Origin of the sequence: Lysinibacillus sp. NPDC048646 (genome assembly GCF_050272295.1) — a bacterium.
In the GTDB taxonomy this organism is placed as follows: Bacteria; Bacillota; Bacilli; order Bacillales_A; family Planococcaceae; genus Lysinibacillus.
In genome coordinates, this window is record NZ_JBNNLZ010000015.1 from 1 (window position 1) to 20,374 (window position 20,374).

The 20,374-nt window shown below is 39.3% G+C and carries 18 protein-coding genes and 1 pseudogene; 18 read left to right on the top strand and 1 reads right to left on the bottom strand.

From position 1 onward, the window contains the following. The 14 genes and pseudogenes from ACQKII_RS15690 to ACQKII_RS15755 form a co-directional block, all read left to right on the top strand. Positions 1–247 (top strand): annotated as a pseudogene (locus tag ACQKII_RS15690) (group II intron reverse transcriptase/maturase); the annotation flags it as partial. A 558-nt stretch (positions 248–805) separates the two neighbouring features. Further along, complete coding sequence (gene ltrA / locus ACQKII_RS15695; protein ID WP_427460768.1) at positions 806–2,044, top strand: group II intron reverse transcriptase/maturase; 1,239 nt, start codon at positions 806–808, stop codon at positions 2,042–2,044. 299 nt (positions 2,045–2,343) lie between these two features. Next, positions 2,344–4,971, top strand: a complete 2,628-nt coding sequence (polA, locus tag ACQKII_RS15700) for a DNA polymerase I (RefSeq protein ID WP_427460770.1) — start codon at positions 2,344–2,346, stop codon at positions 4,969–4,971. 12 nt (positions 4,972–4,983) lie between these two features. Further along, positions 4,984–5,856: a bifunctional DNA-formamidopyrimidine glycosylase/DNA-(apurinic or apyrimidinic site) lyase gene (gene mutM / locus ACQKII_RS15705; RefSeq protein ID WP_427460772.1), complete on the top strand. Its 873-nt coding sequence runs from the start codon at positions 4,984–4,986 to the stop codon at positions 5,854–5,856. 13 nt (positions 5,857–5,869) lie between these two features. Continuing rightward, positions 5,870–6,463: a dephospho-CoA kinase gene (gene coaE, locus ACQKII_RS15710; RefSeq protein WP_427460774.1), complete on the top strand. Its 594-nt coding sequence runs from the start codon at positions 5,870–5,872 to the stop codon at positions 6,461–6,463. A 215-nt stretch (positions 6,464–6,678) separates the two neighbouring features. Beyond that, positions 6,679–7,701, top strand: coding sequence for a glyceraldehyde-3-phosphate dehydrogenase (locus ACQKII_RS15715; RefSeq protein WP_427460775.1), 1,023 nt, complete (start codon positions 6,679–6,681; stop codon positions 7,699–7,701). Between the two features lie 228 nt (positions 7,702–7,929). Then, positions 7,930–8,400 (top strand): transcriptional regulator NrdR, encoded by a 471-nt coding sequence (nrdR, locus tag ACQKII_RS15720; protein WP_427460777.1) that lies wholly within the window; start codon positions 7,930–7,932, stop codon positions 8,398–8,400. A gap of 18 nt (positions 8,401–8,418) precedes the next feature. Continuing rightward, the gene (locus tag ACQKII_RS15725; protein WP_427460779.1) at positions 8,419–9,786 is read left to right on the top strand and encodes a replication initiation and membrane attachment family protein; all 1,368 of its coding nucleotides are present in this window, start codon (positions 8,419–8,421) and stop codon (positions 9,784–9,786) included. A 24-nt stretch (positions 9,787–9,810) separates the two neighbouring features. Next, a complete protein-coding gene (dnaI, locus tag ACQKII_RS15730; RefSeq protein WP_427460913.1) occupies positions 9,811–10,740 on the top strand; it encodes a primosomal protein DnaI in 930 nt (309 codons plus the stop codon). Between the two features lie 376 nt (positions 10,741–11,116). Beyond that, a complete protein-coding gene (gene thrS, locus ACQKII_RS15735; RefSeq protein ID WP_427460781.1) occupies positions 11,117–13,051 on the top strand; it encodes a threonine--tRNA ligase in 1,935 nt (644 codons plus the stop codon). Between the two features lie 421 nt (positions 13,052–13,472). Continuing rightward, on the top strand, positions 13,473–13,976 hold the full coding sequence (infC, locus tag ACQKII_RS15740) for a translation initiation factor IF-3 (protein ID WP_054767264.1): 504 nt from the start codon (positions 13,473–13,475) through the stop codon (positions 13,974–13,976). A 31-nt stretch (positions 13,977–14,007) separates the two neighbouring features. Continuing rightward, positions 14,008–14,208 (top strand): 50S ribosomal protein L35, encoded by a 201-nt coding sequence (gene rpmI, locus ACQKII_RS15745; protein WP_054767265.1) that lies wholly within the window; start codon positions 14,008–14,010, stop codon positions 14,206–14,208. 59 nt (positions 14,209–14,267) lie between these two features. Next, the gene (rplT, locus tag ACQKII_RS15750) at positions 14,268–14,627 is read left to right on the top strand and encodes a 50S ribosomal protein L20 (protein ID WP_010860160.1); all 360 of its coding nucleotides are present in this window, start codon (positions 14,268–14,270) and stop codon (positions 14,625–14,627) included. Positions 14,628–15,191: 564 nt separating this feature from the next. Beyond that, positions 15,192–15,464 carry a DUF1294 domain-containing protein gene (locus tag ACQKII_RS15755; protein WP_427460784.1) on the top strand — a complete coding sequence of 91 codons (273 nt, stop codon included), beginning with the start codon at positions 15,192–15,194 and terminating at the stop codon, positions 15,462–15,464. Between the two features lie 116 nt (positions 15,465–15,580). Here the strand turns inward: ACQKII_RS15755 and ACQKII_RS15760 are convergent, their stop codons facing one another. Continuing rightward, positions 15,581–15,976: a sigma-w pathway protein ysdB gene (locus ACQKII_RS15760; protein ID WP_427460786.1), complete on the bottom strand. Its 396-nt coding sequence runs from the start codon at positions 15,974–15,976 to the stop codon at positions 15,581–15,583. Positions 15,977–16,079: 103 nt separating this feature from the next. Between ACQKII_RS15760 and ACQKII_RS15765 the strand changes: the two genes are divergently transcribed. The 4 genes from ACQKII_RS15765 (at position 16,080) to ACQKII_RS15780 (ending at position 20,278) form a co-directional block, all read left to right on the top strand. After that, positions 16,080–16,565, top strand: a complete 486-nt coding sequence (locus ACQKII_RS15765; RefSeq protein ID WP_427460788.1) for a dUTP diphosphatase — start codon at positions 16,080–16,082, stop codon at positions 16,563–16,565. 125 nt (positions 16,566–16,690) lie between these two features. Then, positions 16,691–17,779, top strand: a complete 1,089-nt coding sequence (locus tag ACQKII_RS15770) for a M42 family metallopeptidase (protein ID WP_427460790.1) — start codon at positions 16,691–16,693, stop codon at positions 17,777–17,779. Between the two features lie 240 nt (positions 17,780–18,019). Continuing rightward, complete coding sequence (argF, locus tag ACQKII_RS15775) at positions 18,020–18,985, top strand: ornithine carbamoyltransferase (protein ID WP_427460792.1); 966 nt, start codon at positions 18,020–18,022, stop codon at positions 18,983–18,985. Positions 18,986–19,378: 393 nt separating this feature from the next. Then, on the top strand, positions 19,379–20,278 hold the full coding sequence (locus ACQKII_RS15780; RefSeq protein WP_427460794.1) for a LysR family transcriptional regulator: 900 nt from the start codon (positions 19,379–19,381) through the stop codon (positions 20,276–20,278). Positions 20,279–20,374: the final 96 nt, after the last annotated feature.

Sequence of the window (20,374 nt, forward strand, 5' to 3'; positions counted from 1 at the left end):
AAAGATGGATGCCCATATACGCCGAAGACTGCGAGCGTGTCGATGGAAAGAATGGAAGAAAACCACAACCAAGTATCGCAACCTTAAGAAACTTGGTATCCGCCCGAACGACGCTTACAGAATGGCAAATACCCGAAAGGGATATTGGCGTTCATCTAATAATCCAATCATAAATAGAGCCCTAAATAATAAATACTGGGAGAAACAAAATTTAAAAAGTCTCTCCCAAATCATTTTAAAACCATAAAACTTTTGAACCGCCGTATACGGAGCCGTATGTACGGTGGTGGTGTGCTGTGCAAGGCGCATTAGAGATGAGGGAAGGCCCCTCGATAGAGATTGACTCAGGCAAATCTATCAAACAACCCTAAGCTGCTGCAATAAAGAGTTGTGGTGGTGAGCGTCTAGGGAAAAAGGTTGAAATAAATCAATCATGTGAGATATACAAAGATGAACGCAAGTGAACCGCTGAAGAAGTATCGATAACGTAAAACTTTGTCAAAACTTGCTTTTCACCACTAGGCACAGGATAAGAGTAGAAGATAACCTGGAAAGCTGTCTACTTGGCAAACGGTATTAAGGCGGCATGAGTGTATATCAGGCTCTGATGTGAAACACAGGAACCTGCATCTCGATGGTAAGTGAAAAGACACAAGCCACAGAAAGGTGAGGTCGAAATAGCAAAGCGAGATGTAGGGGCGGAGGTGTTCGTAGTAGTGAGGAAGTTGCTGTAATGGCAATGGAGCGAAGGGGCACCGTCATTCAACTCGAAAACTGAGAACAACTGGAGAAACAGGAGGATTTGATGGAAGAGAGTAAGCCATATAAGATTTCAAAACAAGTTGTGCTGAATGCGTTCAAAAGAGTTAAAGCTAACAGAGGAAGTGCGGGTATCGATGGTCAGGATATTAAAGAATTCGAAGAGAACCTCAAAGAAAACCTCTATAAAATCTGGAATAGAATGAGTTCGGGATGTTATTTTCCACCACCAGTAAAGTTAGTCGAAATACCGAAGAAAACTGGTGGGAAGCGAGGTTTAGGGATTCCGACTGTCGGCGACAGAGTAGCACAAATGGTAGTTAAGATGTATTTTGAACCAAAAGTGGAGCCACTGTTTCATGAAAATTCTTATGGATACAGACCAAATAAATCTGCATTAGATGCGATTGGACAAGCAAGGAAAATGTGTTGGAAATATGATTATGTAATAGAGTTCGACATTAAAGGACTGTTTGACAATATTGATCATGAATTACTAATGCGAGCAGTACGAAAGCATGTAAATGAACCTTGGATACTGATGTACATTGAAAGATGGCTCAAAGCGCCATTTATTAATTCAGAAGAAGAAAAGATTGAACGAAACTGTGGTACACCGCAAGGTGGTGTAATAAGTCCTGTTCTAGCGAATCTGTTTTTGCATTATGCCTTTGATACATGGATGGTTCGAACAAATCCTGAAGCACCATTTGAGCGATATGCAGATGATGCTATTATACATTGCAAGACCGAAGCAGAAGCAATGGAGATTTTAGCCAGACTAAATCAAAGGATGAAAGAGTGCAAATTAGAGTTACATCCAGAGAAAACAAAGATTATTTATTGCGAAGATAAGGAAAGAGAAAAGGAATATCCTGTCACAGAGTTCGACTTTCTAGGTTATACGTTCCGTAAAATTTTTATTAAAGACCGAACGGGAAGGCTACAATTTAATTTTCTGCCATCAGTAAGTAAAAAGTCCACAAAATCTTTTAGAGATAAAATCAAAGCAAAGAGAATACATAGCTTTACAGGAAGTAAAATTGAAATAATAGCTGAAATAATAAATCCAACCATTAGAGGATGGCTCAACTATTTCATGAAATACAATCCATCAGCAGTACGGTATTCCATTGATTGTGTAAATCGAAGATTAGTTAAATGGGCAATGTGTAAATTTAAGAGGTTCAGAGGACATAAAAAGCGTGCAAGAGACTGGCTCAATAAACTTGCAAAAAGAGAGCCCAGAATGTTTGCTCATTGGGCTCTTGGAATGTTTCCTTAATGGTTGAATGATAAGAGCCGTATGAATCGAGAGGTTCACGTACGGTTCTGTGAGAGCCTTTGGGTGAAAACCCCATTGACTACTCGACTGAGAGGTCGGAGGTTAATCACCTCCTCCTACTCGATTCCGATAAAGTTAGAACTGCTCCTGTTTAGTCCTATTTAGAAATTTCCACTGATTTTCGTCCCTATGATTGGTAAAAAGTTTGTTTTCCCGATAAAGTAATGGAAAGAGGCATTTTCAAACATACGTTTTCGTTTTACAATAGAAAGACGACGACAACGCAGGAGGAATATAAAATGACAAAGGAAAAATTGCTATTACTGGACGGCAATAGTTTAGCGTATCGCGCGTTTTTTGCGTTGCCATTGTTAACGAATGATAATGGAATTCATACGAATGCAGTGTACGGTTTTACGACAATGTTACAAAGAATATTGGAGGAAGAGCAGCCGACAAAAATGCTCGTTGCTTTCGATGCAGGAAAGACTACTTTCCGTCATGACACGTTTACAGACTATAAAGGTGGACGTCAGAAAACACCACCAGAATTATCTGAGCAGTTTCCATATTTGCGTAAGCTTATCGATGCATATGGTATTAAACGCTATGAACTTGACATGTACGAAGCCGACGATATTATTGGGACCCTGGCTAAGGAAGCAGCATCACAGGATATGGATGTCATTATCGTGTCAGGAGACCGCGATTTAACACAGCTCGCAACAGAACAGGTAACGGTATATATTACGAAAAAGGGTATTACTGAAATTGAAAAAAATACACCAGCCTTTATTGAGGAAAAATATGGTCTTACACCATTGCAAATTATCGATATGAAGGGTCTAATGGGGGATGCTTCAGATAATATTCCTGGCGTGCCTGGCGTAGGTGAAAAGACTGCCGTTAAGTTGTTAAAAGAGCATGGATCAGTCGAGGCACTTTACGACGCAATGGATACTTTAAAGGCTTCGAAAATGAAAGAAAAGCTTGTTGCGAACGAAGACCAGGCACTTATGAGTAAAGAGCTTGCAACGATTTTTACAGATGCTCCGATTGAAGTAACACTCACAGAGCTTATCTACAGCGGTCCGAATGAAGAAGCGCTCATCAATGTGTGGCAGGAGCTTGGCTTTAAATCACTGCTCGAAAAAAGTGATTTTACGGTCGAGGAAGAAGAACGTGCGCCATTTGCCTATGACATTGTACAAGAGGTACAACCTGAGTTCCTTAAGGATGTAATGGCAGTACATGTGGAGCTTGCGGACGAGCATTACCATACATGCCAGCAACTTGGAATTGCTTTTACAGACGGTACAGCTACAAAATATGTACCGTTTGATGTTGCAGTAAAATCAGATATTCTTCGTCGCTGGTTAGAGGATGCGACAAAGGTCAAGTATATGGCAGATTCAAAGGCTTCTCAGGCTGTGTTGAAGCGTGAGGGAATTCGTTTAGCAGGTGTTGACTTTGATTTACTGCTTGCATCTTATATTAATAATCCTGCACTTAGTGGTGATGATGTGGCAACTCTTGCAAAAGAACTTGGCTATCGTGATGTACAAGCAAATGAAACGGTATACGGAAAAGGGGCAAAACGTGCTGTGCCAGACACAGATGTGCTTGCTGAACATGCTAGCCGTAAAGCTTTTGCTGTTTGGACATTACAACCGAAGCTTGAGGAGTTACTGCGAGAAAACGAACAGTATGATCTTTATAAAAATTTAGAACTGCCACTAGCAGCCATCTTAAGTGAAATGGAAAGTGAAGGGATTACGGTGAATCGTGCCACGTTAGAAGAAATGGGGCAGGAGCTGAATGAAAAGTTAGTTGTCATTGAGCAAGACATTTATGCTGAAGCAGGGGAAGCATTTAATATTAATTCACCAAAGCAGCTAGGGGTTATACTTTTCGATAAGCTTGGACTTCCTGTCATCAAAAAAACAAAGACAGGCTACTCCACAGCTGCAGATGTATTAGAAAAATTAAAGCCCGAGCATGCGATCATAGAACATATTTTAATGTATCGTCAATTAGGTAAGTTACAATCAACCTATATTGAGGGTCTGCTAAAAGAAATTCATGAACAAGATAGCAAGGTGCATACGCGCTTCCAACAGGCATTAACAGCAACAGGACGCCTGAGCTCGACAGATCCAAACTTACAAAACATTCCAATTCGTTTGGAGGAAGGGCGTAAAATTCGTCAGGCGTTTGTACCATCCCAAAAGGATTGGATACTATTCTCAGCCGACTATTCGCAAATTGAGCTGCGTGTACTTGCTCATATGTCTGAAGATCCAAATTTAGTAGAGGCTTTCCGTGAAGGCATGGATGTTCATACGCGTACTGCGATGGATGTGTTCCATGTTTCTGCCGAAGAGGTCGATAGCAATATGCGTCGAGCTGCTAAAGCGGTTAACTTTGGAATAGTTTACGGAATTAGTGATTATGGCTTATCACAAAATTTAGATATCACGCGTAAAGAAGCTGCTACATTCATTGACAAATATTTTGCGAGCTTCCCGGGTGTAAAACGTTATATGGATGAAATCGTACAGGATGCAAAGTTCAATGGCTTTGTCACAACAATTTTAAATCGACGTCGCTATTTACCTGATATTACTAGTTCCAACTTCAATCTACGAAGCTTTGCAGAGCGCACAGCAATGAATACGCCAATTCAAGGAAGTGCCGCTGACATTATTAAAAAAGCGATGATTGATATGGATGCTCGTTTGAAAAAAGAAAATATGCAGGCAAAGCTACTTTTACAAGTGCACGATGAATTGATCTTTGAAGCACCAAGAGAAGAGATTGCCTTGCTTGAAAAAATCGTACCAGAAGTAATGGAAAATGCTATCGAGCTCACTGTGCCATTAAAAGTGGATTTTGACTACGGAGCAACATGGTACGAAGCGAAGTAGGAGGTGTTAAAAATGCCTGAATTACCAGAGGTTGAAGGTGTTGTACAGGCGTTAAAACCTGAAATTGAAGGACGGACAATTGAACAGGTTCAGCTATCTGAAATTATTCGCTTTTCCTTTAGTGAGGGAAAACAATGTATCATAAAACAATCAGAGCCAGATGCCTTTGAAAAGGCGCTAACGCAAATGACCATTCAAAAGATTGAGCGTCGAGCAAAATATATCTTTTTTCATCTGTTAAAAGAGGATGTGCCGTATATGTTAGTGAGTCATTTAGGGATGACAGGTGCATGGTTTGTTGTGAATTCGCCTGAGGAGATTGGTGAGGCTAAATTTAAAAAACATATTCATGCAACATTCCAAATGACTGACGGTGGCTATTTAATTTACTCGGATATTCGCCGCTTTGGTGAACTACGTTTTTTAGCTCAAATAGAAGATCATGCGCCACTTACAAAAATGGCACCTGAGCCGTTTGATGCGGCTGCGAGTGATTATTTTATTGCCAAATCATTGTTACCGAAATATGAGAAAAAGGCTGTTAAAGAAGTGATAATGGATGGGCAAGTCATATCAGGCTGTGGCAATATATATGCCACAGAGGCATTGTTTGCTCAAAAAATTCATCCTGCTCGCAAGATGAGCCGTATTAGTGAAAAGCGGAAACGTGAATTGTTTGAGGCGATTGTAGTTGTACTTCGTCAGAGTATTGAAGCTGGTGGTTCAACGATTTCGGATTATCGTAATATTAATGGTGAGGCGGGAAGCATGCAAAACCGATTAAAAATGTATGGGAAAAAGATATGCCAAGAGTGTGGGACCGACACGTGTCAAATGACGATAGGCGGGCGCACATCAGTCTTTTGCCCAAATTGTCAACATTAAAGGGGAATTTACTATGATTATCGGACTAACAGGAAGTATTGCGAGCGGAAAAAGTACAGTAGCGAAAATGATGACAGCGCTCGGTTTACCAATTGTCGATGCAGATATTGTGGCACGTGATGTCGTAGAACCAGGTTCCAAGACGTTAACATTAATTGCTGAAAACTTTGGTGAAGAAATATTACTTGAAGATGGAAACCTAGACCGCACAAAACTTGGCGATATCATATTCCATGAGCCTGCGAAGCGCAAGATATTAAATGATATTATGCATCCTGCTATTCGAGAGGAAATGCTTCGTCAACGCGATGCTTTTGTAGAAGCGGGTCAAAAACATATTATTATGGATATTCCACTGTTATTTGAAAGTAAATTACAGCATTTCGTAGAGCGTATTATCGTGGTATCAGTCAGAGAAGATGTACAACTCCGTCGCTTAATGGAGCGTAATCATTTATCGAAGGAGGACGCGCTAGCCCGCATTCATTCCCAATTGCCATTGTCCGTTAAGGAAAAGGGTGCTCACGCGGTGATTTACAATAATGAAAATATAGATCAAACTGAAGTGCAACTAAAGAAAATCCTTCATCATTGGGGTGTTCTTTAAAATGAGTGCGTAGCGAGAACATATCGCTACGCATTTTTTTGTGTGCATGCGCCATAATAAAGATAAAGTAAAACAACTTATGGTCCATTTATTTTTCAGAAAATAAGAACTTTTTTATTATAAGTTTATAATGTTCATCTTTTTTAAAATTGTGTTATACTAATCAGCATAAAGTATAATTAATATGAGTACGTACTCACAGGAGGATTTTATAAATGACAGTTTCAATAGCTATTAATGGTTTCGGACGTATCGGACGTATGGTTTTTCGCCAAGCGATCGTACAAGATGATTTAAATATCGTTGCAATCAATGCGAGCTACCCAGCTGAAACGCTAGCACATTTGATTAAGTATGACACAAATCACGGCACATTCCAAGGTACGATTGAACCTGCAGGCGATGCTCTACTTGTAAATGGTAAACGCGTGCAAATTATTAGCGAACGTGATCCATTACAATTACCATGGGCGAAAATGGGTGTGGATATCGTAATTGAAGCGACTGGTAAATTCAATGAACGTGAGAAAGCAGCACTGCACTTAGAAGCGGGCGCGAAAAAAGTAATCTTAACAGCACCAGGTAAAAATGAAGATATTACAATTGTTTTAGGTGTAAACGATGAAAAACTTGATGTTGAAAAACATGACGTTATTTCCAACGCTTCTTGTACAACAAACTGCTTAGCACCAGTTGCAAAAGTATTGAATGACACATTTGGTATCGAAAGCGGTTTAATGACAACAGTTCACGCTTATACAAATGACCAAAAGAACCTAGATAATCCACATAAAGACTTACGTCGTGCACGTGGTTGTGCACAATCAATCATTCCAACATCAACAGGTGCTGCAAAAGCATTGAGATTAGTGTTACCAGAGTTGGATGGTAAAATTCACGGTATGTCACTTCGTGTTCCAACACCAAACGTATCTTTAGTTGACCTTGTTGTAGATTTAAACACCGACGTAACAGTAGAATCTGTGAATGCTGCATTTGTGAAAGCAGCTACTGAGGGTCCAATGAAAGGCATTTTAAACTTCTCGATTGAGCCACTTGTATCGATCGATTACAATACAACAACTTATTCTTCAACGGTAGATGGTCTTTCTACAATGGTAATGGGCAACCGTAAAGTGAAAGTACTTGCTTGGTATGACAACGAGTGGGGCTACTCTGCACGTGTTGTAGATCTTATGAAAAAAGTTGCAAGAGCGTTAGAAACAGTTAACGCATAGTTTTTATTCCATTAAAATGGCTCTTCAATATGAGCTATAAACAGGGCAAATACCAACCTTTCAAATTTACTTTTTAAAGAGCACATCGAAATCCTCGTGGTTTCGATGTGCTCTTTTGTTGGACAAAAATACTACATCTTGCCAGAAAAAACGAAAGTGATTTTTTACAAGCGGGAAATTTGTTATAATAGATATATTAAATTGTTGTGGAATCAGGAGAGTAAATATATGAGATGTCCATCTTGCCAATTTAACGGAACACGTGTAGTGGATTCGAGGCCTGTAGATGATAATAAAGAAATTCGTAGACGTCGTGAATGTGAGTCATGTGGCTTCCGCTTCACAACGTTTGAAAAAATTGAAGAGACACCATTAGTCGTTGTGAAGAAAGAAGGTTCACGGGAAGAGTTTAGCCGCGAGAAGGTATTACGTGGTCTTATTCGTGCTTGTGAAAAACGTCCTGTCGCTCTTGATATACTTGAAGGGCTTGTATTATCTATTGAAAAAGATTTGCGTCGTATAGGCAATGCTGAAGTACGATCGGAGGATGTCGGAGAAATGGTGATGGACCGCTTAGCGAAAATTGATGAGGTCGCCTATGTGCGCTTTGCATCGGTTTACCGTCAGTTTAAGGACATCAATGTCTTTATTGAAGAAATTAAAGAAATTATTCAACGTCAAACTGAAAAAAAATCATAAAGCAAACAGAGAGGGTGAATGACGTTGATTCATCTGTATAAGGAGTTACAGCCAGCTGATACTTTTGACATTCGTCTACCTCATGCGCTTTCTACACAGGAACGTCAGTTAGTAACATTGTTTTATCAGCCTTTAACTGGAGCAGAGCCAATCAGTCTGTATTTAACGTTATGGGCTGAAGCAGAGCAAATGCCCGGGCAGCAAATGACGCATTATTATTTGATGAATGTACTGGGAATACCTATTGGCAAAGTTTTTGAGGCACGTATTGCGCTAGAAGCAATTGGCTTATTGCGCACGTGGAAAAAAGAAGACACTGAGCAACGTAGCTTTCTATATGAACTTATGCGTCCACTTGATGCAGATAGCTTCATGAAGGATCCGCTTTTGTCGATGTTCTTGTTCAGTAAAATTGGAGAACAAGCGTATCGAAAACTGCGTCAACGATTTATTCGACCTGTAAGAGACACTGAATTTAAGGATGTATCACGTGCCTTTATTGATGTATTTAAGCCAGTCAGTTCAAATATTCCTTCTGAGCTTCAGGTCGGTACAGAAAATAATAAGCCACAAAAAGTATATCCGTTCTATTTTGAACAATTTGACTTTGAGTTACTACAGGCCGGATTATCGGAGCAACTAGTGCCATCGAGTCTATTAACGCTTGATGTACGTGAAGCCATTGCAAAATTAGCTTTCTTATATCGCTTAACTGCATTGGATATGCAAAAAGTTGTCATTTTAGCACTCGATGATGATTTAGGCATCTCGCAAGAGCGACTGCGCAAAGCGGCAGCTGATTTTTATAAACTGACTGTGTCTAAAGAGCCACCGAAACTTGCTAGAGTTTATGAGGCGCCAGCTTCTGTAGAGGATTCCATACAAAAAACGAAAGATCAAGAGTTACAGCATTATTTAGAAACGACTGCACCTGTTCAAGTGTTACGCGATATTAATAATGGGAAAGAGCCATTGCAAACATCTGTCCAACTTGCTGAAAGCTTAATCGTTCAACATGGTATGCCAGTAGGGGTGGTCAATGCGCTATTGGAATATGTCATGTTAACGACTGACATGAAACTACCTAAAAAATATGTAGAAACGATTGCCGACCATTGGGTACGTAAAAATATTCAAAATGCAAAGCAAGCAATGGAGCTTGCACGTCAGGAGCATGATAAATATACAACGTGGAAGAATAAGCCTCAGACATCGGCGAAAAAGAACACCTATTCAAAGAATCGCCGTGAGGAGAAAGTTCCGGATTGGTTTTATAAGAGAAATGACAAGCAAGTAGAGGGTACGTCAGAAGCAGTGGTAGAAGCAACAGATTTTGAAAAGGAACGTCAAAAAATATTAGAAAAGTTAAGCAACCAGCAGGAATAAGGTAGGTGAATAACAATCGAACCAATTAATGGACCATTACAACGAGCGATTAAAATGCCATCCTTTCAAGAGCGTTACGAAGCGATGCGTAAAGAAATTTTAGAACACCCTCGTGTCCAAAAATTTTTAGCGGAGCATGCGGAGGAATTAAGCTATGAGGCAATCGAACGTAATTTGCCGAAGCTCCAGGAATTTATAAATCAATCGACGGAATGCTGCGGGTGCGACCATACTGCTCATTGTACAAACTATTTAAAAGGTTTTGTTCCAAAGCTGCGAGTAGTGCGGAACACAGTAGAAATTGATTATGTACGCTGTGAGCAAAAGGTTCGTGAGGATGATCGCCGTGATATCACTAATTTGATTGCAAGCATGCATATGCCAAAAGATGTTTTACAGGCGACGATTACTGATTTATTTATTGATGATTATTCGCGTGTGGATATTGCCAACCGTGCAGCAGACTTTGTGCAACGTGCACGTGAAACCGGGATATTGCCAACAAAGGGCTTTTATTTATATGGGCAATTCGGTGTCGGAAAATCGTTTGTGTTAGGTGCATTAGCCAATGAGCTTGCAACGATTAAAGTAAGATCCGTTGTCGTTTTTGTCCCTGAATTTTTACGTGAGATGAAAAATGCAATCGGGGACAATACATTGCAAGAGAAAATTGACTATGTCAAAAAGGCACCTGTATTGATGTTGGATGATTTAGGGGCAGAAACGATGTCGGCTTGGACACGAGATGAAATTTTAGGAACGATTTTCCATTATCGAATGGCAGAACAATTACCGACTTTCATTACGTCTAATTTTAACTATGATGAATTAGAGCACCATTTAGCACAGTCGCAAAAAGGTGACTTGGAAGTAGTCAAGGCTGCCCGAATAATGGAACGTATTAAAGCCATTACAGAGCCTGTGCAAATGGGTGGCAAAAATCGACGCGAGTAATATTGATGGTTGCAATTTACGACAATCGAGCGTATACTGTCACATATACTAAATAACAAAATGCATTGATGAGGACATGAATATTGTGTATCAGTTTGAAGAGAGGGAAGTCATCGGCTGTAAGCTTCCTAGTGTGAACACATTATTTACTACCTACTGAGCAGCGAGAGGGCATATCTTTCGCCGGTCCCTAGCCCGTTAGCTAGCCTTGAGCTTCGTCTGACTTTATGGTCGGAAGGAAGAAGGGTGGAACCACGAGCATACGCTTCGTCCCTTTTATTAGGGACGGGGCTTTTTTGTTTTTTGCGGTTTTTTGTTCGCTCAAATCTCACATCATTATGCATCAAAATAAAAACCAATAAGGAGTGCAAATAACATGTCAGATATGATTAAATTAACGTTCCCAGATGGCGCTGTAAAGGAATTTGCCAAAGGTACATCAACAGATGACGTCGCATTATCAATTAGCCCGGGACTTCGCAAAAAAGCTTACGCAGGTAAAGTCAACGGTGAGTTAGTGGACTTAAAAACACCAATCGAAGAGGACGCGACAATTGCGATTATTACGCAAGATGATGTAGAAGCACTTGGAATTCTACGTCACTCAACAGCCCATCTAACTGCACAAGCTGTTAAACGTCTATTCCCAGAAGTAAAACTAGGTATTGGTCCAGTCATCGAAGGTGGTTTCTACTACGACATCGATGCACCAACACCAATTACTGCTGAAGATTTACTGGCAATCGAAAAAGAAATGAAAAAGATCATTGCTGAAAACATCGAAGTAGAGCGCAAAAATGTTTCTCGTGATGAAGCGCAAGCAATCTTTACGGAAATTGACGATGAATACAAATTAGAATTGCTTGAGGCGATTCCAGCTGACGAGCAAGTATCTATTTACTACCAAGGTGAGTTTTTCGACCTTTGCCGTGGTATTCACGTACCATCAACTGGTAAGCTACGTGAATTCAAACTCCTTTCGTTAGCCGGTGCTTACTGGAGAGGAAACTCTGATAACAAAATGCTTCAACGTATTTACGGTACGGCATTCTTCAAAAAGGAAGAGCTAAAACATCACTTACAAATGCTTGAAGAAGCAAAAGAACGTGACCATCGTAAAATCGGTAAAGAGTTAGAGTTATTTACAACTTCTCAAAAAGTAGGTCAAGGTTTACCACTTTGGTTACCAAATGGTGCAACAATTCGTCGTGTTATCGAACGTTACATCGTGGATAAAGAATTATCTCTTGGTTATAAACATGTATATACACCAGTTCTTGGTTCAAAAGAGCTTTATCAAACTTCTGGCCACTGGGATCATTATCAAGATTCAATTTTCCCACCAATGGAAATGGACAATGAAACATTAATCATGCGTCCAATGAACTGCCCACACCATATGATGGTGTACAAAAACAGCATGCATTCTTATCGTAATTTACCATTACGTATTGCTGAGCTTGGTACAATGCACCGTTATGAAATGTCAGGCGCTGTATCAGGGCTACAACGTGTACGCGGAATGACGCTAAATGATGCGCATATCTTTGTTCGTCCAGACCAAATTAAAGTAGAGTTCCAAAAAGTAGTCCAGTTAATCCTGGAAGTTTACAAAGACTTCGATTTAAAAGATTACTCATTCCGTCTGTCTTACCGTGACCCAGCGGATACGGAGAAATACTTCGATGACGATGCAATGTGGGAAAAAGCACAAAGCATGTTAAAAGAAGCAATGGATGAGCTTGGCTTAGATTATTTCGAGGCTGAGGGTGAAGCAGCATTCTACGGTCCAAAACTTGATGTACAAGTAAAAACAGCTATTGGTAAAGAAGAAACTTTATCGACAGTTCAGTTGGACTTCCTTTTACCTGAACGTTTTGACTTAACTTACGTTGGAGAAGATGGTAAACCACATCGTCCAGTTGTTATTCACCGTGGTGTTGTATCAACTATGGAACGTTTTGTTGCCTTCTTAATCGAAGAATACAAAGGGGCATTCCCAACTTGGTTAGCACCAGTGCAAGTAGAAGTAATTCCTGTATCAAATGAAGCACACTTTGATTATGCAAAACAAATTGAAGAGCAATTAACTGCTGCAGGCTTACGTGTAGAAATGGATGATCGAGAAGAAAAACTTGGCTATAAAATCCGTGAAGCACAAATGAAAAAAATCCCATACATGCTTGTGATTGGCGATAAAGAAGTAGAGGCAAATGGCGTAAACGTTCGTCGCTACGGCTCAAAAGATTCCGAAACAATTAGTTTTGAGGATTTCCTAGCAAATATTAAAGCGGAAGTCGCACGCTTCTAATAATAGTAAGAGAAAACCTTGCTCCCGTTAGACGGTGAGTGAGGTTTTTGTAGATATAATAATATTTTTTAGGTATACATTATAAATTATTAGGCCATGCTAATCGTAAATGAGCAAAATTTATTTGACAGCTTGTTCAGTACATGCTAATATAATGAAGGTTAATGAATACAAAGTTTGTGGTTGAAGTAGAGGCTGCCCGCTTCTCACCTGATACAACGCTTAGGCTGTGAACAGGTATGACACGTTGAATTGTTTTGCGTAAACTTACGCATGCACATATAGCGGGCGGACATCTTCAAAAATGTCCGTCCTTTTTTTATGGACATGACGAGAGGATGTACCGTTCAACCGGGCAAGGCTTTGCCCAAACCATGTATTCGCGACAACTACTTGGAGGTGGATTACTATTAGCAAAGACATGTATGTAAACGAAGGCATTCGCGCACGTGAACTTCGATTAATCGATCACAATGGTGACCAGCTTGGTGTAAAGACACGTAATGAAGCGCTAGAAATCGCCGCTCGTGTAAACTTGGATCTTGTCCTTGTGGCCCCTCAAGCCAAGCCGCCAGTCGCTCGTATCATGGACTATGGTAAATTTAAGTTTGAACAGCAAAAGAAAGACCGTGAAATTCGTAAAAATCAAAAAGTCATCGTGTTAAAAGAGGTTCGTTTGAGCCCATCTATCGATGAACATGATTTCCAAACGAAGCTACGTAATGCTATTAAATTCCTTGAAAAAGGCGATAAAGTAAAATGTAGTCTACGTTTCAAAGGTCGTGCGATTACACACAAAGAGATTGGTCAACGTGTGTTAGATCGTTTTGCTGAAGCTTGTGCTGAAGTATCGACGGTTGAACAAAAACCGAAGATGGAAGGCCGAAGCATGTTCTTAGTTCTTCAACCAAAGAACGAGAAATAATATTAGACGAACAGTTTAGGAGGAATTCGATATGCCAAAAATGAAAACACACCGTGGAGCTGCGAAACGTTTCAAAAGAACGGGTTCAGGTAAATTAAAATATGACCGTGCTTACGGTAGCCACTTATTTGCAAACAAATCTACGAAACAAAAACGTCACTTACGTAAAGCAAACGTAGTTTCATCTGGTGACTTCAAACGCATTAAATCATTACTTGTTTACATGAAATGATTAACTACACAAAATAAACTAACATTCATTATTTAAATGAAAAGCAGGAGGTAATTCATATGCCACGCGTAAAAGGCGGAACAGTGACGCGCAAACGTCGTAAAAAAGTATTGAAATTAGCTAAAGGTTACTATGGTTCTAAACATACATTATATAAAGTTGCTAACCAAGCAGTAATGAAATCAGGTCAATATGCATACCGTGACCGTCGTCAGAAAAAACGTGATTTCCGTAAATTATGGATCACTCGTATCAACGCAGCTGCTCGCATGAACGGTCTTTCATACAGCCGTTTAATGCACGGATTAAAAGTTGCTGGTATCGAAGTTAACCGTAAAATGTTAGCTGATCTAGCTGTAACTGATGCAGCAGCATTCACACAATTAGCAGACGCTGCTAAACAAGCAGTTGCTAAATAATTTTGACATAGTCAAAATTATTTCTGCGACGAAAGCGAAGCGACAGTCGCAAAATGTGTTCTCACACCGACAGCGTAAGCCACGGATGTGGAACAAGCAATCGCTAAACAGTGTATAGTAAAGGCTGATGGATTTTTCCATCAGTCTTTTTTTATGTTACACTAGTAAAAAAATAGAAAGATAAAAAGGCGTTTTATGCCTCAACTAAAATCCATGACGGAGCAAAGGAAACAACACAGTTTTTCCGTAATCAAGCATCGTTAGGGCAAGGGGAAAAATACTTGGGGGCTATGCAGTACGAAGGCAGCAACAATTATGAAATACGTGAGCCAAATACTGTGTGTTGGCGTTTTAAGCGTAGTAATATTCCTCAAAATTTTGAACAAGCCCTTAAGGAATTACAGCTTTTCGCAAAGACAAAAATAGTGGTCCTGCTAGCGATCAAACAGCAGACTCCATTGCCTTTAAGTTTCAACAAATAGATAAAATAGAAAAACAGGTGATTCTACAAATTGCCGATATATTGCAAAGGTATATTAGGTAAGTCACCAAAAGGAGATTTTAATGGCTCAAGCATTACTTGCCTATATGGCGATTGTATCAGTTGTCCTGCTTATTATGATGGGCATGGATAAATCAAGAGCGAAAAAACATGAATGGCGCATTGCTGAGCGTACATTGTTTACGTTAGCAATTGCTGGTGGTGCAGTTGGAGGCGTACTAGGTATGTATTTATTCCGACACAAAACACGCCATAATAGTTTTGCTTTCGGCTTCCCGCTTCTTGCAGCTATTCAAATTTTTATCATCGTACAATTATGGGGTAGCTCTCTGTAGGGAGCATCCTTTTTTATAGTAATGATGGCATCGGTAAATTTTAAAAGTTGGGTGATAAACGACGAAAAGTTCTCGATAAATCATAAAAAATAATTCCATAAACATAAAACACACCCTCATTCCGAGGATGTGTCGCGCATAAGCTGTTCAATGGGTTGCTTCCAGTTGATTTTTGCGTTTGGATAATTCATTAGGATTTCCTGTTGCAGGTACGTGAAGTCACTTTTCGTAAATCCTTGTAGGGTCGCAGCGTCTCGAGCACCAACGAAAATTGTGACAACCTCAAATGCATCTTCGGTTGTGCCTAAGTATTTTTCGCCTTCAAAAAGCGCACCCTTAAAAGAAATAAAGAAATTTTTCCTTACATTTTTAACGTCATCATAAAAGTAGTACTGGCCTTTTTCATAGGCTTCATCAAGTTTTCGCTTAGGATCAGTTATATAACGAATCGCTTTATAAAATACATAAATAATAAGCGCAATGACAGCAAGTCGAATAAGTAACGGTAACATTTTTTAAATTCCCCCTTGAAGAAAGGTTATTCCTTCCTATACGATTAGAGAGGGCAATTAGTTTCATTATTTATAAATATTTTTAGAAATTTAGGAGAAAAAAATGAATTTACAACAATTGTTTAAAATGCAAAAAGAGCTTGATGAATTTATTGAGACAACACAAAAAATTGAACACGATGTTTTTAAGGAAAAAGGTTTAGCATTAATGGTTGAACTAGCAGAACTTGCTAATGAAACTCGTTGCTTTAAGTTTTGGAGCACAAAAGGGCCGTCAGCACGTGACGTAATTTTAGAGGAATATGTGGATTCGATTCACTTTATATTATCGCTTGGATTACTAAAAGGTTATACAACAATTGAAAAATGGCCAGTTATAGAGGAAAAACGTGATTTAACGGAAATATTTTTAATGACACAGAATTATATTTTAGCGTTTATTGATCAGCCAACTGAGGATAAATATTTAGCCATTTGGCAATGCTATGGTTTACTTGCGTATAATCTGGGCTTCACTTTTGAGGATGTCGTGTCAGCCTACATTGAGAAAAATGAAGAAAATTATAATCGTCAACGCAGTGGCTATTAACTTGATGCTGTATGCGTTTTGAATATGAAGTTGTAAAAATACATCAATATTCAGACGATTCGCTAGGAATATTTCGGTAAACGAAGTATAATAGAGGAGATATATAAGAAGTAGGAGGCATAGGGATGACACAACTAGATTCAACTTTGCAAATGTTTAAGGATTTAACGGATGCGAATGGTATCGCAGGTAATGAACGCGCACCTCGCGAGGTCATGAAAAAATACATCGCACCGTACGCAGATTCAGTAGAAACAGATAATTTAGGTAGCGTGATTGCTAAAAAAGTGGGCGATGAAAATGGTCCGAAAATAGTAGTCGCAGGTCATTTAGATGAAGTAGGTTTCATGGTGACACACATTGACGACAAAGGGTTCATCAAATTCCAAACTGTAGGTGGCTGGTGGAGCCAAGTTATGCTTGCCCAACGTGTAACAATTACAACGCGCAAAGGTGAAGAAATTATCGGGGTGATTGGTTCTAAACCACCACATATTTTGCCAGCAGAAGTACGTAACAAAGTGGTAGACATTAAAGATATGTTTATCGATGTTGGTGCGGCATCAAAAGAAGAGGTACTGGAATGGGGCGTATGTCCTGGCGATATGGTAACACCATATTTCGAATTCAATGTGATGAAAAACGACAAGTACCTATTAGCTAAAGCATGGGATAACCGTATCGGTTGTGCAATTGCTATTGATGTTATGAAAGCATTAAAAGATGAAAAGCATCCAAATATCCTTTATTCTGTAGGAAACGTACAAGAGGAAGTTGGTCTTCGTGGTGCAAAAACAGCTACACATAAAATTCAGCCAGATATCGGCTTCGCTGTCGATGTTGGTGTAGCTGGGGATACACCAGGAGTAACACCGAAAGAGTCTAACAGTAAAATGGGTGCTGGTCCACAAATCGTTGTTTACGATGCGTCGATGGTATCACATCGTGGCCTACGTGAGTTCGTTTTAGATGTGGCAGATGAAAACAATATTCCATATCAATTTGAGGCGATGGCAGGCGGCGGTACAGACGCTGGCTCTATCCACGTAACTGCAAATGGTGTACCTGCCTTATCAATTGGTATTGCCACACGCTATATTCACTCACATGCAGGTATTTTACACCGTGACGACTATGATAATGCTGTGAAACTAATGGTAGAAGTCATCAAAAAATTAGACCGCGATGCAGTGAACAAAATTACATTTGACTAATAAATATGATGAGCTTGCCTTCGGGCAGGCTCTTTTTAATTGGGACTATTTTTGAAATACATAAGAAATTAATTCAGTTAAGAAAAATTAGATTATGCATAAATATTGACTTTGATGCATTATTGACACAAATAGCAGTCGAATTCTAATTTTTGAAAATAAACATAAAAATTCAGTTGATTTTATATTTATGCATGTGTATACTAAACTCAACAGCAACAAAAGCAAGGAGCGAAGGCTATGAAATTACTAGAAGAAGTGCAGTTGAAGTTAGTGTCCAGCTTAAAAGGAAAAGACCTACTGACTTTGCTAGACTATACAAGTGAAGAAGTACAGGGATTAGTTGCTCTGTCAACGCAACTTAAAATTATTACAAAAGAAGGCACATGTCCAAAGTTACTTGAAGGCAAAACACTCGGCATGATATTTGAAAAACATTCAACACGTACACGTATTTCCTTTGAAGTAGGCATGAATCAATTAGGTGGTAAAGGTATGTTTATGCATGCACGTGATTTACAGATTGGACGCGGTGAGTCAATTTATGATACAGCACATGTGCTATCAGGTTACTTAGATGGTATTATGATTCGTGCAAACTCACATGCCATGGTAAAAGAACTTGCAGAGCATGCTTCCATTCCAGTTATAAATGGCTTAACAGATATTTATCACCCATGCCAAGCATTAGCGGATTTAGAAACAATTGCTGAAAATAAGGGTGAACTACAGGGACTTAAAATTGCCTATGTTGGAGATGGTAACAACGTGGCGCACTCATTAGTAGTCGCTTCTGCACACGTAGGAATGCACGTAGCAGTTGCAACGCCAGTTGGCTATGAATGTGATACAGAGGTTATCGCAAAAGCACAAGCTATCGCAGCGGCAAATGGCAGTACGATTACAATTACGAATGATCCAGTAGAAGCGGTAAAAGATGCAGATGCTGTTTACGCAGATGTTTGGACATCGATGGGGCAAGAAGAGGAAGCTGCAAAACGTCTACAAGACTTTGCTGCTTATCAAATCAATGACGAGCTTGTTGGCCATGCAAAACCTGATTATATGTTCTTACATTGCTTACCGGCGCATCGTGAAGAAGAGGTGGCAACATCTGTTATTGATGGCCCTAATTCTTACATCTTTGAGCAAGCAGAAAATAGACTACATGCACAGAAAGCGGTACTTGCATCCATTTTAGGATAATGCGATACGAAACTTTTCTTACTGTGCGACTAGCTAAGGAAGACAGTCTTTGCTTCAATTATCGTTTATTGATTGACATATACTTCTCGTGTTGAGAAGTGTTATATTTTTAGCGTTCAAGTTGGCAACAGAGGGTGGCAATTTTGAATAACATAACAGCGGCAAGCAGACAGAGGGATGTGTACCGCACGCGATGACAGTTGTCAAGATGGATGGCCTCATCGCTACATAGTGAAAGTAACCTGGGAGACGCTGGGTTGCTTTTTTTATCTTTTTACAGAAGGATTCAATCACTATTTGATAAGTTAAATACCTAGTTTTCCAATATTTTATAGAGAATTAAGGGGAGAGTCTATATAATAGGGTAAATAAGTAATTATGGGGGGACTACGGTTGAATATTGATCATATCGAGGCGTTTTTATATGTTGTGCATTACAAGAGTATTCATAAAGCTGCCAATGTATTGTTTTTGTCGCAACCAACAGTGACGGCTCGTATAAAATCATTGGAGCGAGAATTAAATGTTGAATTATTTCACCGGGATGGGCGAAGCGTCATATTATCGGATAAGGGGAAGGGTTTCTTGCCATTTGCGACACAGATTGTGCAAACGTTTCAGCAAGGAAAGAGGCAATTACAGGAAACACAGCAATCAAATGAAATTTGTATCGGCACAAACCTAGTGACAGCTCAATATTTTTTAGCTTATGCGCTACCCAAATGGAAAGAAATTTTTCCACATATGCGCTTTCAAATTATTACTGGTTCAACAAGTGTTATGTTAGAAAAACTGCAAAGTCACCAGATCGATATAGGGTTTATTCAATATGTGCATAAAGAAGGAATTAATAATGAGTTATTGCTAAGTAATGCTGTCAAACTGGTTATGCATCATGAACATCCTTTTATCCGAAATACATTTATTAAAGCTAAGGAACTTGCAAAACAGAAAATGGTGTTTTTTGAGTGTGGGGCGTTTGATTGGAATTATGTGCATAAGATGTTTGAGGTAGAAGGTGTGACGGCAAATATTGAAGTACGTACAGACCATTTAGAAGTAGCCAAGGCACTCATTCGCACGAAAGAATACATGAGCTTTTTACCACATTTATGTGTGAAAAAAGAGCTTGAAAGTGGGGAGTTTTTAGAAATGGACGTGAAACATTTGCTCGATATGAACCAGCATGTATTTTTGACATATATGAATAAGGATACGCTCGCACCAGCATTCTGGGAAACTATTCTGGAAACGGCTGTGCAATTTGAAGGCGTACAAGAAAAACTCGATTGATAAAATATTTTATGGAAAAGTAAAATTTTTTCTATTATGTGACCTATTGCATAATGTTCAAATGAACTGTAATATCTTCCTCAATCCTATTTTATT

Bases quoted from the DNA above. Each gene is read 5' to 3' on its own strand.
- polA (WP_427460770.1), top strand. From the start codon at position 2,344: ATGACAAAGGAAAAATTGCTATTACTGGACGGCAATAGTTTAGCGTAT.
- rplT (WP_010860160.1), top strand. From the start codon at position 14,268: ATGCCACGCGTAAAAGGCGGAACAGTGACGCGCAAACGTCGTAAAAAA.
- mutM (WP_427460772.1), top strand. From the start codon at position 4,984: ATGCCTGAATTACCAGAGGTTGAAGGTGTTGTACAGGCGTTAAAACCT.
- thrS (WP_427460781.1), top strand. From the start codon at position 11,117: ATGTCAGATATGATTAAATTAACGTTCCCAGATGGCGCTGTAAAGGAA.
- rpmI (WP_054767265.1), top strand. From the start codon at position 14,008: ATGCCAAAAATGAAAACACACCGTGGAGCTGCGAAACGTTTCAAAAGA.
- ACQKII_RS15760 (WP_427460786.1), bottom strand. From the start codon at position 15,976: ATGTTACCGTTACTTATTCGACTTGCTGTCATTGCGCTTATTATTTAT.
- ACQKII_RS15725 (WP_427460779.1), top strand. From the start codon at position 8,419: ATGACGTTGATTCATCTGTATAAGGAGTTACAGCCAGCTGATACTTTT.
- ltrA (WP_427460768.1), top strand. From the start codon at position 806: ATGGAAGAGAGTAAGCCATATAAGATTTCAAAACAAGTTGTGCTGAAT.
- coaE (WP_427460774.1), top strand. From the start codon at position 5,870: ATGATTATCGGACTAACAGGAAGTATTGCGAGCGGAAAAAGTACAGTA.
- ACQKII_RS15715 (WP_427460775.1), top strand. From the start codon at position 6,679: ATGACAGTTTCAATAGCTATTAATGGTTTCGGACGTATCGGACGTATG.
- infC (WP_054767264.1), top strand. From the start codon at position 13,473: ATGTATGTAAACGAAGGCATTCGCGCACGTGAACTTCGATTAATCGAT.
- nrdR (WP_427460777.1), top strand. From the start codon at position 7,930: ATGAGATGTCCATCTTGCCAATTTAACGGAACACGTGTAGTGGATTCG.
- argF (WP_427460792.1), top strand. From the start codon at position 18,020: ATGAAATTACTAGAAGAAGTGCAGTTGAAGTTAGTGTCCAGCTTAAAA.
- ACQKII_RS15770 (WP_427460790.1), top strand. From the start codon at position 16,691: ATGACACAACTAGATTCAACTTTGCAAATGTTTAAGGATTTAACGGAT.
- ACQKII_RS15755 (WP_427460784.1), top strand. From the start codon at position 15,192: ATGGCTCAAGCATTACTTGCCTATATGGCGATTGTATCAGTTGTCCTG.
- ACQKII_RS15765 (WP_427460788.1), top strand. From the start codon at position 16,080: ATGAATTTACAACAATTGTTTAAAATGCAAAAAGAGCTTGATGAATTT.